The 15,773-nt window shown below is 52.6% G+C and carries 15 protein-coding genes; 9 read left to right on the top strand and 6 right to left on the bottom strand.

What is annotated here, in order from left to right; all coding sequences use genetic code 11:
• Nucleotides 1–22: 22 nt before the first annotated feature.
• Nucleotides 23–877 (bottom strand): SDR family oxidoreductase, encoded by an 855-nt coding sequence (locus FEU76_RS08510; protein ID WP_039183505.1) that lies wholly within the window; start codon nt 875–877, stop codon nt 23–25.
• Nucleotides 878–1,283: 406 nt separating this feature from the next.
• On the opposite strand from FEU76_RS08510, the gene FEU76_RS18730 reads away from it, so the two are divergent.
• Complete coding sequence (locus FEU76_RS18730; protein ID WP_260851381.1) at nt 1,284–1,418, top strand: hypothetical protein; 135 nt, start codon at nt 1,284–1,286, stop codon at nt 1,416–1,418.
• A 14-nt stretch (nt 1,419–1,432) separates the two neighbouring features.
• Here the strand turns inward: FEU76_RS18730 and xseA are convergent, their stop codons facing one another.
• Nucleotides 1,433–2,776, bottom strand: a complete 1,344-nt coding sequence (gene xseA, locus FEU76_RS08505) for an exodeoxyribonuclease VII large subunit (RefSeq protein ID WP_144982147.1) — start codon at nt 2,774–2,776, stop codon at nt 1,433–1,435.
• 228 nt (nt 2,777–3,004) lie between these two features.
• Between xseA and FEU76_RS08500 the strand changes: the two genes are divergently transcribed.
• From FEU76_RS08500 to FEU76_RS08475, 6 genes are all read left to right on the top strand, one after another.
• Complete coding sequence (locus tag FEU76_RS08500; RefSeq protein ID WP_260851380.1) at nt 3,005–4,204, top strand: Na/Pi cotransporter family protein; 1,200 nt, start codon at nt 3,005–3,007, stop codon at nt 4,202–4,204.
• Between the two features lie 25 nt (nt 4,205–4,229).
• Nucleotides 4,230–4,916 carry a phosphate signaling complex PhoU family protein gene (locus tag FEU76_RS08495; protein WP_039183500.1) on the top strand — a complete coding sequence of 229 codons (687 nt, stop codon included), beginning with the start codon at nt 4,230–4,232 and terminating at the stop codon, nt 4,914–4,916.
• Between the two features lie 162 nt (nt 4,917–5,078).
• On the top strand, nt 5,079–6,548 hold the full coding sequence (gene guaB / locus FEU76_RS08490) for an IMP dehydrogenase (protein ID WP_039183498.1): 1,470 nt from the start codon (nt 5,079–5,081) through the stop codon (nt 6,546–6,548).
• Nucleotides 6,549–6,636: 88 nt separating this feature from the next.
• Nucleotides 6,637–8,214: a glutamine-hydrolyzing GMP synthase gene (gene guaA, locus FEU76_RS08485; RefSeq protein ID WP_144982144.1), complete on the top strand. Its 1,578-nt coding sequence runs from the start codon at nt 6,637–6,639 to the stop codon at nt 8,212–8,214.
• Between the two features lie 106 nt (nt 8,215–8,320).
• Nucleotides 8,321–9,181, top strand: a complete 861-nt coding sequence (locus FEU76_RS08480; protein WP_144982141.1) for a hypothetical protein — start codon at nt 8,321–8,323, stop codon at nt 9,179–9,181.
• Nucleotides 9,178–9,984: a hypothetical protein gene (locus FEU76_RS08475; protein ID WP_144982138.1), complete on the top strand. Its 807-nt coding sequence runs from the start codon at nt 9,178–9,180 to the stop codon at nt 9,982–9,984. The genes FEU76_RS08480 and FEU76_RS08475 overlap by 4 nt, the downstream gene beginning before the upstream one ends.
• A gap of 73 nt (nt 9,985–10,057) precedes the next feature.
• Here FEU76_RS08475 and FEU76_RS08470 read toward each other — a convergent pair whose 3' ends face one another.
• The 3 genes from FEU76_RS08470 to FEU76_RS08460 form a co-directional block, all read right to left on the bottom strand.
• Nucleotides 10,058–10,429: a DUF952 domain-containing protein gene (locus FEU76_RS08470; protein ID WP_144982136.1), complete on the bottom strand. Its 372-nt coding sequence runs from the start codon at nt 10,427–10,429 to the stop codon at nt 10,058–10,060.
• A gap of 435 nt (nt 10,430–10,864) precedes the next feature.
• Nucleotides 10,865–11,476 (bottom strand): LysE family translocator, encoded by a 612-nt coding sequence (locus FEU76_RS08465; RefSeq protein WP_144982133.1) that lies wholly within the window; start codon nt 11,474–11,476, stop codon nt 10,865–10,867.
• Nucleotides 11,476–12,492, bottom strand: coding sequence for a class I SAM-dependent methyltransferase (locus FEU76_RS08460; RefSeq protein ID WP_144982130.1), 1,017 nt, complete (start codon nt 12,490–12,492; stop codon nt 11,476–11,478). The genes FEU76_RS08465 and FEU76_RS08460 overlap by 1 nt, the downstream gene beginning before the upstream one ends.
• Nucleotides 12,493–12,929: 437 nt before the next feature.
• Between FEU76_RS08460 and FEU76_RS08455 the strand changes: the two genes are divergently transcribed.
• Entirely contained in the window at nt 12,930–13,814 is an 885-nt protein-coding gene (locus tag FEU76_RS08455; RefSeq protein ID WP_144982127.1) for a helix-turn-helix domain-containing protein, read from the top strand.
• Between the two features lie 77 nt (nt 13,815–13,891).
• Here FEU76_RS08455 and FEU76_RS08450 read toward each other — a convergent pair whose 3' ends face one another.
• On the bottom strand, nt 13,892–14,731 hold the full coding sequence (locus tag FEU76_RS08450) for a DMT family transporter (RefSeq protein WP_144982124.1): 840 nt from the start codon (nt 14,729–14,731) through the stop codon (nt 13,892–13,894).
• Between the two features lie 100 nt (nt 14,732–14,831).
• Here FEU76_RS08450 and FEU76_RS08445 point away from each other — a divergent pair, with 100 nt between their 5' ends.
• Nucleotides 14,832–15,743, top strand: coding sequence for a LysR family transcriptional regulator (locus tag FEU76_RS08445; protein ID WP_144982121.1), 912 nt, complete (start codon nt 14,832–14,834; stop codon nt 15,741–15,743).
• Nucleotides 15,744–15,773 lie beyond the last annotated feature (30 nt).

Genomic DNA, 15,773 nt, shown 5'->3' with positions numbered 1-15,773 from the left:
AGGAGCCGCCCCGGAAGGCTGCTCAGGTATTCAGAATCACGCCACCGTTCAGGTGCAGTGTTTGGCCGCTCATGTAGGATGACTCTTCACAGGCCAGGTACACGTAGGCCGGGCCGATTTCACTGGGCTGTCCGGCGCGTTTCATCGGCACCTGATTGCCGAACTCCGCGACTTTCTCTTCATCGAAGCTGGCCGGAATCAGCGGTGTCCAGATGGGGCCGGGAGCCACGGCGTTGACACGGATGCCTCGGTCCATCAGCGACATCGCCAGCGAGCGTATCAGCCCCTGAATGGCGCCCTTGGTGGCGGTGTAGTCGATCAGCGTGTCATTGCCCTTGAAGGCATTGATGGAGGAGGTGGCGATGATGGTGTCGCCTTCGCTCAGGTGAGGCAGCGCCGCCTTGGTCAGATAGAAGTGGCTGAACACGTTGGTCTGGAAGGTGCGCTGCAGCTGGTCGTCCGGGATATCGGTGATGTCGTCCCAGTCGTACTGCTCGGCTGCGTTGTGGATCACGATATTGATCTTGCCGAACTCCTGCCGGGTGCGGTTGACGATTTCTCGGCAGAAGCTGGGCGCGGCCACATCGCCTTTCAGCACCAGGCAGCGGCGGCCTTCGGCCTCTACCAGCCGCTTGGTCTCTTCGGCGTCGCGGCTCTCCTTGAGGTGCACGATCACACTGTCGGCCCCTTCACGGGCGTAATGCACCGCAATGGCTCGGCCGATGCCGCTGTCGCCACCGGTGATGATCGCCACTTTATCCAGCAACTTCTCGGCACCGCGATAGCTGTCGCGAATGTACTCGGGCTCGGGGCGCATGGCATGCTCATCGCCCGGCTGTTTTTGCTGATGCTGTGGGGGTTGCTGTTGGTCGCTCATGTGCGGTCACTCCTTTTTAGGCACAGACACGTAACTCCTTCCATGAAGGCAAGTACTCATTTCATGAAGGCAAGTACACACGACGCTGCGATGAGCGCTACCACCCGCATCCTGGGGTGCAGAGCGCTCCAGCGCCGTGCTTACAACGTAGACCAAAGGCGCAGGCCGGGGCAAATGCCGGAGCAGGCCATTCACTGCCGATAGCGACAATTAATAAATGCTATTTAAACACTGCATGAGTGGGTGCCAAACGGGCCGGGAAGGGGGTAACTCGCTGCTTTGGAAAGAGAAGCCTGAAAACCAGGCAGGGCATTACACGGCCCTGCGGTGCGGCCTTCATGGCAAGCGGACGGGGAGCGGCTATAGTGAGGGAGGCAACACACACCACCAAGGATCAGGAGGTAGCATGTCCCCGGATAAACACGACCAGAAGCAAGAACAGAAAAAAGACCAGCGCGACGATCATCACGGCGACGCCAACCCGATGCCGGATACCCATCACGTCAATCCTTCCCCGGACGAGTCATCGGACAAAAAGTAATCACCCGTGCGGCGCTATTTCTGATAGCGCCGTTTTACTTCCACGTTCAATCGCCCCTCACCCAGCTTCAATTTGAGCAGCTGGCCCGGCTGAGTATCCTGGGCGCGGCGCACGATCTGGCCTTGTTCGTCCTGGGCGATGGCATAGCCACGGCCTAGTACCGCCAGCGGGCTGACCGCGTTGAGTGCCCGGGCGGCGCTGTGCAGGCGTGCCTGGCGCGCTTCCAGCTGGCGCTGCATGGCGCTGGCCAGGCGGCGTTGCAGGCGTTCGATGCGCTCACTTTCTGCCCGGTGCAGCCGGGCCATGTCCTGGCTGGCCAGCCGGCGGCCGAGCTGGCCAAGCTGGCGCTGCTGTTGGCTCAGCGTGAACTGCATGGCGCGCGCTAGCCGCTGGGTAAGGGCTTGCAGGTGCTGGCGCTGGTGGGCCAGCCGCTCTCCCGGGTGGCGGAGCCGAGCGCGCAGGGCGTCCAGCCGCTGGCTATCGCGCTCCAGGCGGGTTTGCAGGGCGCGCTGCAGGCGCTGTTCGGCTTGCCGAAGCTGGCGCTTGAGGGCGTGCTGGTCGGGCACCAGCCGCTCGGCGGCGGCGGAAGGGGTAGGGGCGCGCATGTCGGCGGCGAAATCCGCCAGGGTGACATCCACCTCATGGCCCACGGCAGACATCACCGGCAAACGGGAGTGGAAGATGGCCCGGGCCAAGTGCTCGTTGTTGAACGCCCACAGGTCTTCCAGGCTGCCGCCGCCTCGGGTGATCAGCACCGCATCCTGGGCGGGGTCGAGTCGCGTCTGGCGGTTGAGCAGCGCCAGGGCAGAGATCATCGCCGGGGCTGCCTCTGCGCCCTGAACCGGCACGGGAATCAACGTCACGTCGGCCAATGGCCAACGCGCTGCCAGCACCGCCAGCACATCGCGGATGGCGGCGCCGCTGGCGGAGCTCAGAATCAGCAGCTTGCGGGGTGGAAAGGGCAGGGGGCGGGCGTTGGCAAATACCCCTTCGCCTTCCAGCTGCGCCTTCAAGCGCTCGTAGGCCGCCAGCAGCTCGCCCAGCCCCGCCGCCTGCACGGCGTCGGCGATCAGCTGGTAATCGCCGCGGGGCTCGAACAGCGAGACCCGGCCGCGCAGCTTGACCTGGTCGCCATCGCGCATCGGGGCCGAGACGAACCGTGCCCGCTGGCGAAACAGCGCGCAGCGCACCTGGGCGCGGTCATCTTTCAGCGTGAAGTAGATATGCCCGGACGCCGGGCGCGACACGTTGGAAAGCTCGCCTTCCACCCACACATCGCCCAGGTCGTTCTCCAGCGCCTTGCGCGCCTTGAGGTTGAGTTGACTGACCGATAGCAGGGGGGCGTTGGGAGCGCTCATGGGAGTTTCCAGTCGCGGGTGAAAGCGGGGATGCGGCCGCTTATTAGACAATACGTGCAGGGCGCACAGCAATGGCCTTGACGGGCTCTCTGGCGTACCATGCGCGCGGAAGGCGGCGCTGCAAGATAAACGTCATCAAAATGTCACAAAACCATGCTAGGGTGCCCGCCGACACAAAAGTGTCACGAAAGCGTCACAATAGATGTTCACCAACAGGGCAGATTGCTCATGTCGAATCTCGGACCTTCACAAGATCGTCCTGCGCTGGCTCGCCAAGCGCCTCACGAAGTGCCCGCCTGGCTAAGAGGTATCTACGCTGGCTTGTGCTTGTATCTGTTCCTGGCTGCTCTGAACGTTCTGGGTGCGGGGTTAGGCACCTTCGGCAGCGACAGCGACGTTCTGACCCGCGCCTTCGCCTATGGCCAGAACCCCTTCATCGCCTTGATGGCGGGCGTGCTGGTCACCATGATCGTGCAGAGCTCCTCGTTCACCTCGGCGCTGATCGTGACCCTGGTGGCCAGTGGCGAAATGACCCTGGGCACGGCGGTATTCGCCATCATGGGGGCCAATATCGGCACGGCCGTCACGGGCGTCATCGTGGCGCTGGCCAACGTGCGCATCAAGCGTAACTTCCGCCGCTCGTTCACCGCGGCGCTGATGCACGACCTGTTCAACATCCTCACGGTGCTGCTGATCTTCCCGGTGGAGTGGCTGACCGGCATGTTCCACGAGCGTGGCTACGGCATCTTCACCCGTTTGGCGGCCTGGCTGGCGGACCTGATTGGCCTGGAAGAAGTCGCCCGCCCCAACAGCCCTATCAAGATCATTACCGCCCCGGTGGTAGATGCCGCCAACTGGCTGGGCGCGGCGCTGATGCCCACCACCGCCGCCGCTGGGCTGATGGTGGCAGGCATCGGCCTGCTGCTGATGTTCACTGCCCTGGTGTTCATGGTGCAGAACCTGCGCGGCGCGCTGCTGCGCCATATGGATGGCCTGTTCCGCACCTACTTCTTTCGTACCGATGCGCGGGCCTACGGCGTGGGTGTGGTCTCGACCGTGCTGGTGCAGTCCAGCTCGATCACCAGCAGCCTGATGGTGCCGCTGGCGGGGGCAGGGGTGGTGCGCCTGCGCCGCGTACTGCCGTTCATGATGGGGGCCAACCTGGGCACCACCGTGACCAGCGTACTGGCGGCGACCGCCAACCCGATTGCGGCGGCGATGACGGTGGCGCTGTTTCACGTTATCTTCAACCTTACCGGCACCGCGATCTGGTGGCCGCTGCGGGTCATTCCGCTGCGTATTGCCACCTGGTATGGCCGCCTGGCAGGGCAGCACATTCGCTATGCGTTCCTGTTCCTGATCGGTGTGTTCCTGATCGTGCCGCTGGTGGGCATCACGCTGACCGAATTCTTTATCCGCCTGCGCTAAGCGCGGCCAGTTGAGAGGTTTCCCCATGTTCAAACAGCTTTTTAGTGCGCTTACCTCGGAAACCAGCATCGACCAGGCCTATGCGGACCTGACCCAAATGCTGGAGCATGGCGCCTGGATGTTCTCACGGGCCAACGAGGTGCTGTACAGCACCGTGGCCGCCGAGGACGTACGCACGCCTCTGTACGAGCGCGACGTGGCGGTCAACGAGCTGGAGCGCTCGATTCGCCGCAAGGTGTTGCGCCACCTGACCGTCAACCCCGGCCACGACGTGGCCATTTGCCTGGCGTTGATGAGCGTGGCCAAGGACGCCGAGCGTATCGGCGATTACTGCAAGAACGTCTTCGAGGTAGGCGCGTTCTACACCGAAGGCTTCCATGTAGACCGTTACCAGAAGCCCCTGGACAGCATCTCCGAGCGCTTGCGGGGGCTGTTCAGCGAGCTGATTGCGGCCACGCGCAACTCCGACGAGAAAAAGGCCCACGGCATCATCACTGCCACCCGGGAGATTCGTCACATCAGCGACGAGCTGATCGAATCCCTGCTGCGGGAAGAGGACAGCATCGAGTTCCACGAAGCCGTGGCCTACTCGCTGCTGGCGCGCCACTACAAGCGCGTGGCCTCGCACCTGGCCAACATCGCCACGGCGGTGACGGGCCGCCTGGAAGACCTCGACTTCCCCAGCGAAGCCGACGACCGCGCGCTGGACTAAACCGCCCGCGCCACACCGCAGTGGGCTTCGCCCAGGCCAACGCAGAGGGCCACCTTCAGCAGATCATCGCAGGATGGTTTGCTGGGGTGGCCCTCGAAACGTTATAATGGGCGATTAACCTTTCACGCCCCATCTTCCCACTTTACATTGGGTGTTGCCGCTATGCTACGTATGGCCCAAGAAGCGCTTACGTTCGATGACGTACTTCTCGTTCCTGGCTTCTCCGACATTCTGCCCAAGGATGTCAGCCTCAAAACCCGCCTGACTCGTAACCTCTCGCTGAATATTCCCCTGCTGTCTGCCGCCATGGACACCGTGACCGAAGCGCGTCTGGCAATTGCAATGGCCCAGGAAGGCGGCATCGGCATCATCCACAAGAACATGACCATGGCCCAGCAGGCCGCGGAAGTGCGCAAGGTGAAGAAGCACGAAAGCGTGATCGTCAAAGACCCGGTCACCGTGAGCCCCAAGGCCAAGCTGGAAGACCTGCTGGCCATGGCCCGCGAATACGGCTTCTCCGGCTTCCCGGTGGTGGAAGGCGAAACCCTGGTGGGCATCGTCACCGAGCGTGACATGCGCTTCCAGCCCAACGTGGGCGACAGCGTGGCCGACATCATGACGCCCCGCGAGCGCCTGGTCACCGTACCGGAAGGCACCGAGCTTGAAGTCAGCAAGGCCAAGATGCGCGAACACCGCATCGAGAAAATGCTCATCGTCGATGACGCTTTCCACCTGCGCGGCCTGGTGACTTTCCAGGATATCGAAAAAGCCCGCACCTACCCCATGGCCGCCAAAGACAGCGATGGCCGCCTGCTGGTAGGCGCCGCGGTGGGCACCGGCCCGGAAACCCCTGACCGCGTGGCGGCCCTGGCCGAAGCAGGCGTCGATGTGATCATCGTCGATACCGCCCACGGCCACTCCAAGGGCGTCATCGACCGCGTCCGCTGGATCAAGGAACACTTCCCGCAGATTCAAGTGATCGGCGGCAACATCGCCACCGCCGCCGCCGCCACTGCGCTGGCCGAAGCGGGTGCCGATGCCGTGAAAGTGGGCATTGGCCCCGGCTCCATCTGCACCACGCGTATCGTGGCTGGCGTGGGCGTGCCGCAGATCAGTGCCGTGGCCAACGTGGCCGAAGCGCTGAAGCCCTTCGACATTCCGCTGATTGCCGACGGCGGCGTGCGCTTCTCCGGCGATTTGGCCAAGGCCATTGCCGCTGGCGCAAGCGCCGTGATGGTAGGTGGCCTGCTGGCCGGTACCGAAGAAGCACCGGGCGAAGTGGAGCTGTACCAGGGCCGTACCTACAAGGCCTACCGTGGCATGGGCTCCATGGGTGCCATGTCGCAGAGCCAAGGCAGCGCCGACCGCTACTTCCAGGACAAGGACGCCGGTGCCGAGAAGCTGGTGCCGGAAGGCATCGAAGGCCGCGTACCCTACAAGGGCATGATGAGCGCCATCGTTCACCAGCTGATGGGCGGCCTGCGCGCCTCCATGGGTTACACCGGCTGCCGCGACATTCAGGAAATGCGCACCAAGCCCGAGTTCGTACAGATTACCGGCGCTGGCTTCAACGAGTCTCACGTTCACGACGTGCAGATCACCAAGGAAGCACCCAACTACCGGGTGAGCTAACCAGCGCAGTTAGTGACACGGCGGCGGGCATTGCCCCGCCGTCTGCTTTTTAGCCAATGCGGGCATTCCGCGTTATAGAGGCTTCGCCATGAGTGACATTCACGCCCACAAGATTCTGATTCTCGACTTCGGCTCCCAGTACACCCAACTGATTGCCCGCCGCGTGCGCGAGATCGGCGTATTCTCTGAAATCCGCGCCTTCGACATCACCGAAGAAGAGATCCGCGAATACAACCCCAACGGCATCATCCTGGCCGGTGGCCCGGAATCCGTCACCGAGCTGGACTCCCCCCGCGCTCCCGAGTGCGTGTTCGAAATGGGCCTGCCGGTGTTTGGTATCTGCTACGGCATGCAAACCATGGCCGAGCAGCTGGGCGGCAAGGTGGAAGGCTCCAACCAGCGCGAGTTCGGCTACGCCCAGATCCGTTTGGACGCCGAAACTGCCCTGTTCAAGGACATCAAGGACCACGTAGACCCCGCCACCGGCAACGCTCTGCTGGACGTGTGGATGAGCCACGGTGACAAGGTCGCCAAGGCCCCGGACACCTTCACCGTGACCGCCTCTACCCCGAGCTGCCCGATTGCGGCCATGGCCTGGGAAGAGAAGCAGTTCTACGGCGTACAGTTCCACCCGGAAGTGACCCACACCCTGCAAGGCCAACGGATTCTCGAGCACTTCGTGCTGGATATCTGTAAAGCCGAAAAACTGTGGACCCCCGCCCAAATCATCGAAGATCAGGTACAGCGCGTACGCGAGCAAGTCGGCGACCGCCACGTACTGCTGGGCCTTTCCGGCGGCGTAGACTCCTCCGTAGTAGCCGCGCTGCTGCACAAGGCGATTGGCGATCAGCTCACCTGCGTATTCGTCGATAACGGCCTGCTGCGCAAGAACGAAGGCGACCAGGTCATGGAAACCTTCGCCAAGCACATGGGCGTGAAAGTGATCCGCGTGGACGCCGAAGAGCTGTTCCTGGAGAAGCTGCACGGCGAAAAAGACCCGGAAGCCAAGCGCAAGATCATCGGCAACACCTTCATCGACGTGTTCGATGACGAAGCCAGCAAGATCGAAGGCGTGGAATTCCTGGCCCAGGGCACCATCTACCCGGACGTGATCGAATCCGCCGCCTCCAAAACCGGCAAGGCGCATGTGATCAAATCCCACCACAACGTGGGTGGCCTGCCGGAAACCATGAAGCTCAAGCTGGTCGAGCCGCTGCGCGAACTGTTCAAGGACGAAGTGCGCAAACTCGGCCTGGAACTCGGCCTGCCCTACGACATGGTCTACCGCCACCCGTTCCCCGGCCCCGGTCTGGGCGTGCGCATTCTGGGTGAAGTGAAGAAAGAGTACGCCGACATCCTGCGCGATGCCGACGCCATCTACATCGAAGAACTGCGCGCCGCCGGTTGGTACGAAAAAACCAGCCAGGCCTTCGCCGTGTTCCTGCCGGTGAAATCCGTTGGCGTGGTCGGCGACGGCCGCCGCTACGAATGGGTCATCGCACTCCGCGCCGTCGAAACCATCGACTTCATGACCGCCCGCTGGGCCCACCTGCCCTACGAGCTGCTGGAGAAGGTTTCCAACCGGATTATCAATGAGCTGGAAGGCGTGTCGCGGGTGACCTATGATGTGAGCAGTAAGCCGCCTGCTACGATTGAGTGGGAGTGATTTTTCAATAAATTGATTAGGTAAAAAGCCACCCGACTTTCGGGTGGCTTTTTTTTTAATCTAAATATAGAATTGTTAAATATGCCTGCTAACTGGGGAGTATGATATGAGAAAAAGGTCAGCGGTAACTCTTCTTGAAGGAACTTTGTTAGCAGGCATGGAGAAGTCTAAGCTCAAATCAACTTGGGGTATATATAAAGGAGATGTTGAAAGCTCTAATGGAGTTATTAGTAGTGTTTACTTAAAGCCAAAAATAAATAATGTGGATTCTTTAAGGGAATTTTTTGCTTCTTTTGTAGCGCAGTCTTATGGGCTTAAAGTACCTATACCATACCTTGTTAAAATTCCCGAAAATTATGGAATAACCTCTTCTCAAGAGGATTTTTCTGGAAAGTATGTTTTTGGTATGGAAATAAAAGAGTATCCTGATTTAAGCAGAGCTGTTTCGGCTGGTTTGTTTAAAGACTCAAATTTTGGCTACGATTTCTTTAAAAACAAAGATGTTTCCATCGCTTGTGTTTTCGATGAAGTTCTTGATAATAGAGATAGGCATCATGAGAACTTACTTTTCAATGGTAGTACAGTTTTTTTTATAGATCACCAAGAAATTTTGCGAGCATGCAAGGAGAGAGGTAAATTTGGCTTTGATTTATTAGAAAATAAAGAGCTAGGTGATGATAACTGGTTTGTAGATGTATCTGGCCAGTTCGTGGGTTTAAAAAGACCCAGCTTGGAGAGAAGAGTGTTAAAAGATGTTAGAGAGAAATCGTTTGAAAGTTTTCCCAAAAAAAATTACGATGAACTCTGGGGTTCTTATCTTTATGTCAGTAAGTGCTTAAAGCTTGACAAAAGTCTGTTTTGCAAAAGATTAGCCATGGCTTATTTTGTTAGATCAAAAAATATAAAAACATTGATTAAAAAGACTTTTGATAGTCATGGGCATGCACAGCTTGGGTTAAACGTATGAAGAATAAAATTTTTTTAAATTGGTGGCCTGTATATCTTGAGCCAATATTGGATTCAGGTGAAAAAATATGTGTTGGTATCTGTTACAGGGATAAGTCAGGCAGTACTTTTTATAAGTTACTTTTGAATAGTGAGATCTCTGGTGCCATCTATCGTGATAAAGCTCTCTCGATGGGAAGATTATCATCGTATTCATGTGAAATGGCCTGCAAATATATAGATTCAAGGAAAATGTATGAAAGCGATCTGCTGTCTACAGAAAAACTTGAGATTTCAGCAGGGGTTTATTTGGGTAGTAAAAGAATTGTGGAAGGGTACAAGTTTGAAGAAATTCATTTGAGAGTGGTGAAAAAAGTTTCTTGTTTTTCTTTTATAGAGTTCTATAGTGAAACAGGTCTTGAAAAGGCGCCACTTGAAAGCTTGGTTGACTTGGTAGAAAAAGATTTTATTGAAAAAGGATCTCATCTCTCAAAAGATTTTAATAAAAGCTTGAAAGTTTATAATTCTATTAAGAAGTTCCATTTTGCTGATAGTCGTGGTTGCTTAGTGGCTGAGTTTTTTAAATTTCAAAAAGGAGCAAAGATCTATAAAGCTGAGATTTCATGCTTGAATCTAGGTATGACAAAAGGGCATTATGAAAAGCAGGTGTTGATTGCGCTTATGGATAAAAAATATGATATAAAAAAGAAAAGGTTACAAGGAGTAAAAGAGGTTGAAGGGGTCGTTCGACATTTAGATATTCACTTGGAAGTTGTTGAGAAGCGAAGCGATATGGTAAGTTATATCGAAGCCAATGCTGCTTAATTTTTTATTTTTCTAAAGTGTGTAGAGCTGTTTAGAATCTCTGTGCGCTTGTTGATAAGAATGCTGGTTTTGCTTATAAATATATTTTAGTTAAAATTTTATTCCATTTTAAAATTTTGTTATCACTGTGCTGCAAGAGCGCCAGTGTATTGCTACCCAGCACGGTATTCAACGGCAGGTTATCGATTTTGGCTAGCGGCCTTTGCCAGGGTTCGGTGGTGGTTGAGTCACGCCATTCTATTCGCTCAGAAAAGCTCTTGGTGTTAACGACCAGAACCAGTGGCTTTTCATCTTCGGTGAAATAGCGGTTGGCGGTGTACTCGACAGCCTCTGCCAAATTTAGATGAATGCCGTCCTCCTTTTTATCGTTTCCACATCGTGCTACATAGCCTAGTCGTAAGGCCGCCTGCCAGTTTTTTTCGGTAATGACTCGATATAATTGCATGCCTGCCCCTTTCTGTATGCCGCCATGGCAACGAATTATGTCACTCGTAACGTGCTCTACTGTATCTCAGTCTATTACACGACCTGGATAATACCAATGTTAGCGCTGCCCTAAAATCAGTCACTGCCCACCGTCACCAGCATCATCGCCATCATGGATAAAGCAATGCCCAGCTTAGCTTAGCCACTGATTGGCTCCTGGCGCACCATCCAGTTTAGTGCTACGGTAATGAGAGGGTGGCATCGGGTATGCAGAAGCTTTGGGATGCTTTAATGGATCAGATGTTAAGTACGGTCTCTTCAGTTATCGGATTATGTGGTATCAAGAATACACTATCGATGTAGGGAGTTTAGCGTGTTCAAAGTAAATCCTTTTTTATATCAACTAAGAGATGGTTTATACAGAGCTACTTGTTTAAATATTAGCGGCTTTAAATTAAAGCTCACCAATAAAAATAGTCAGAAAATATATTCCCGTGAGTAGCAGGATCAAGCCAGTAGCAACTAACATAGCTTTTTGCACCGTATATGGCATTTTTTTTCCGAGGCAAGATGCCAAATAAGCATACAATAAATCTGTTGAAACGCTTATTGATAAGAATATGGAGCATAGGATCATATACTGGATCAAGAAACTTCCGTTATCTACGATGAATAAAGGCAGGACGGTTGCAAAAAAAATAAAACCTTTGGGGTTTAATGACGTAATTAAAAAGCCATTTAAAAAACCTGAACCTTCAAAGTGTGCCTTCTGCTCCCTGATGTGCGTTTTCTTTAGTTCAAGTAATGATTTTATTCCTATTAACAAAAGAAATCCTCCTCCTAAGAGAGTAATATATTTGTTTATAAATGTCATATGGTTAGTTAATGAATAAATTAAAAAATATGAGATGGCCATCAAGAAAAAGTCACCTAAAAATATACCAGGTATTATTTTTAAGCAGCTTTTAAAACCATTTTGCAATCCACTAAAAATCACAAGAGATGCAGTCGGGCCTGGGCTCAATACTTGCCCTATTGTCAGTATTAAGAAGCTAGCCCAGAGCATTATGTTTTCTCCTGAAAATTATTAAATGAAAATTTAATTTCAGCACCACCTATCAAAGTGAAAGGAGTTTTAATATAAGAAAATTCTATTGGTATGCATGGCGGTGACATTCCAGATATAAACTTGGACAGGTTTTTGAGACTGTTTGAAGATGCAATTGTATAAAAATTTCCGCTATTCCAGGTTATTACTGAATACATAAAATGCTTTTCTAAACACTCTTTTATTTCTTCTATGCTAACCTCATTATGATACATTCTGCCTACAATAGTTTCATTTTTTTTGAGTATTTCTTCTTTTTCAAAATATAAGGATTTAAAGTCTTCATTTTTCTGTTTTTCTCGTTTTAAATATTCAGTTTCCGTGTTAGCCTTGAATTTTTCGTTAAGTATAAGAATGCCATCATTTTTAAGTAGCTTGCAAATGTGGCCTAACTGTCCATCTCGGTTGCTAGAGTACATTTGGAAAGTGGTATCTTCCATTAAAACATCAAATCCTTTATAAAAGCTAAAGTTTCTGTAATTAAATTTCAAGATTTTTTGGCTGATTTTGTGAAAGGGGCCCAGAAAGAAGGTAGAGTTTTTTGTATAGTTTCTACTATAGAAGTTTATTTTGTTTTCAATGTTTGGACTGCAAGAAAGGGTTTTTATTTTTCCATTAGCAGCGTATCCAAGCGTGCGAGCTAGAGAACCCTCTGCTGCACCTAGAATATAGTAATTAAGTACTTGGTTAGTCTCTTTTGAATAATTTAGCAATGCGTCTCCTATTCTTACTTCTTCTTCTAAGCGGAAAGGTATGCTGCAGTAGTAATGTAAATCAAAATCGCCCCAAAATTGTTGATGCAGTTTAGAAAATTTAATAAGGTCTTCATTTTCTTCAATTAAGTCGAATTTTATCATAGGCTTACATTTCGGCATGCCAGAAAAGCCTGCTGCGGTGTCAGAGAAGAAGTCGTACATCTCATTCAATCTAGGGGCTTTGTTGCACTCTTCATGAAATGATTTTTCGAAATCCATAGTCATCCCCTTATAAATTTTGGTCAATAGAATCCAAGGGTTAATGCGTAAAGACAATTTTTGAGCAAGTCTTTAGTCTTGGGTTGAGAGCAAGATCGGTAGGTCTTCATTATTTAGCTATTGACTTGATAGGGCTTGCAAAAAATTATTATTTTTTTAAATTTTCATCAAAAGTTTTAATGTTGCACACTGATCTAGGCAACATCCTCATAGAAAATCATTATTTCAATTAAAACCAAGTGTTTATGGTGTTTATGAAACTTTATAGGATGATGTTTTCTATTCCTCACCTTTAGTTATATTCATATGTCAAAAAAACGTCTGATGTTGGTAAATGCTTTGATGGTTTAATGTTGATATAGTAACCAATAATATATAATATTATGTAAATTGATTGTATGTTGGGCTGAATTCATTTTTAGCGTAAAGGTGCGTTTATGGCTTATGTTGAAAATACTTTAAAACTAAAGCAGGATTGTTTTTTTAAAATATCAAAAAATGAAAGTGCGTTTTGGGAAGGAGGATGTGCAAGTTTGGTTTGTCGAACTGGATTGGGGCGGCAAGAAATATCGATAACTACAGAAAGTCCGACTCTATATTTGAATTTAAAGGGGAGGGCTGAATGTGGTGAGTATTATTTAAATGGGCGTCAAATTCCTTTTGTTGTCAGAAAGCCTGGTTCATTAGTCTTCTTGCCAGCTGGTTATACTTGGGAGGGGTGGGATACAGGTGATTCTACAGCCTCTTACTTGTCAATTGAATATGACGTTTCTTTTATAAAAAAGTTAGATGATGAGTTTTCAAATGCTCTTGGTTTTAGGTTGACACCAAAGCTGGGCTTTGAGCACGAAACTATACAGCAAGCTGCAAGATGTATAGCGAAAGAGGTGAGTTATAAAAATATAACTAGCCCGTTGATGGCGAAAAGCTATGCTACTGCTATTATGTTAGAAGTTTTCCGGTGTGGTAGTAATAAAGTGCAATTCGCTAAGGGCGGGCTTTCGCCAGCTTGTTTGTCTAGAATTTTAAGTAAAATAGAAGGTGAGATTAAAAGTTCAATTTTCATTGACGAGCTTGCTGAAGAAGCAGGCTTAAGTACCTCACATTTCATCCGTGCTTTCAAACAGTCAACTGGGTACGCACCTTATTGTTATATTAGTAACTGTCGCTTGAGCTATGCAAAAAGCTTATTGAAATCAACGTCAATGTCGATCACGGATATTTCTTTAGAGTGTGGTTATTCTAGTTCAAGCCATTTTTCAAATACATTTCGGCAAAAGATGGGGACTACGCCTAAAAGGTACCGTATCAGTTGCCGTTAACCCCCTTGTTTCTATTCTGGATGGGAGCTAGCCCATTCCCTGAAAGTGCATCCAAAAAAGTGTGTTTGGTATCGATATTAGTCACTGTCCACCGTGACCAGCATCATCGCCATCATGGATAAAGCGATCCCCAGCTTGGCGTAGCCACTGATTGGCTCCTGGCGCACCATCGAGCCTAGTATCACGGGAAGGAGTGGGTAGAGCGACACCATCAGGATGCTGATCATGGCCAGTTGCCCTTCCCGCGATAGCGCATACAGCGTTAGGCCAAGGGCGCTAATGCCGCCTGCAGCGGTAGCGAACAGCGGGTGTTGTCTACTGGCTGGCTGGGGGCATCGATAGAAGGGAAGCAGAAGGGCAGCCCCTGCCAGCATACACACGGCAATGCCGTACTCGGCGGCGGGCTCCGGCACTTGCCCGAGTGCGAATAGCTGGAGGGCAAAGCCTGCCCCTGCGCCCAAACCAAGCCATAAACCGCTATAGTTTTTGCAAGTGCCGTGCATGGCCTTGGGAGTTCTCCCTCCGGTTGTTAGCCAGATGGCAGGCAGAGCCACCGTCACGCCAAACCATACCCATTTGCCGGGGCGCTCATCCAGAAACAGCAGTGAAAGTGCCAGTGCGATGACCACCATGGCCACCGAGCTGACTGGCACCACCAGGGCGAAGGCTGCCCGAGAAAGGCCCCAGTAGAGTAGCAGCGCGCCTAATGCCGAGCCAATACCCGCCAGGGCGCCCCATTTCCAAACGCCGGGTGCCCAAGTGGCGAGCATCACCGCACCAGGAAGGGCAACGAATGCGCCGCCCAGGTGTGTGAATAAACCAATATTCAGCGCTGGGTAGTGACGTGAAAGCAGGCCGTTGATGAAGTGCGTACTGCCAAGCAGCAACATGGCAAAAAGGGCAAGGGCGATAGACATGGTGGCTCCCCGTCAGGATGATCGATAAAGGCACCAGCTTAAAAAGCGAAAGGGCGCGGTGAGAAATTCGATTAGCTCATCCCAGCCATGAGGAGAGGTCATGATCCGGGGCGCAGATATCACCATTGCTCAGTTACGGGCACTGTTGGCCGTTGAGGAAGCGCAGTCGTATACCCGTGCAGCTGAACGTTTGGGTGTTAGCCAATCAGGGGTCAGCCATGCCATGCAGTCATTGGAGCAGCGTGTCGGCGGTGCCTTGATGGTGAAAACACCGCAGGGAGTCGAGCCGACGGCGCTGGGTGAGTTAGTACTCGCTAGCGCGAGAAAGATCATGGGTGAGCTACAGGTGCTCAGTCATCAGGTATCGCACCACCATCATGAAACCGACACGACGCTCAAGATTGCCGCGATACCCAGTGCGCTGCATGGTTGGTTAGCCTCGGTGCTGTCAGTCTTTTCGAGCCGATACCCAGAAGCCATGGGGCTGGTGCTGGAAGGTGTGGAGGAGGAAATCAAGGAGTGGGTAGAAAGCGGCGTGGTGGATGTTGGCATCACAACGGATACCACGCGGCTCAACCTGGGCTACTGGCGTGAGCACTTTGATTGGCAGTTGATCAGACAAGACGAGATCGTTGCTGTGCTGCCCAGTAGCCATCCGTTGAGCCAGCATGCCAGCGTAAGCGTCTCAGCGCTGGCTGAGCACCCGTTGGTCATGTCATCCGGGGGCTGTGAGGCTTTGATTCAGCAAATTTTTGCAAACTCCTTGGATGCATCGGAAGGGGCGGTGCAGGTCGATTTTTGGGTGCGCGATACACGCACGTTGCTACAGATGGTGGCTAACGGTGTGGGCGTCAGTCTGGTGCCCACGCTGGCGTTGGTGAATAAGCTCAACGCCGATCTGGTGACGCGCTCGTTGTCGCCTCGTGGCGTTCGCCAACTGATCGCCTTCTGGCCCAAAAAGAAGCCGCTTGGCCCCGTCGGGCGGCAGCTGCTGCAGGCGTGCCGTGCCTAACCAGGCAAGAAGTCGGAGCGCATATTCATC

Source organism: Halomonas sp. C22, from assembly GCF_007655045.1.
Taxonomy (GTDB): domain Bacteria; phylum Pseudomonadota; class Gammaproteobacteria; order Pseudomonadales; family Halomonadaceae; genus Vreelandella; species Vreelandella hamiltonii.
This window is presented reverse-complemented; position numbering and strand designations above follow the sequence as displayed.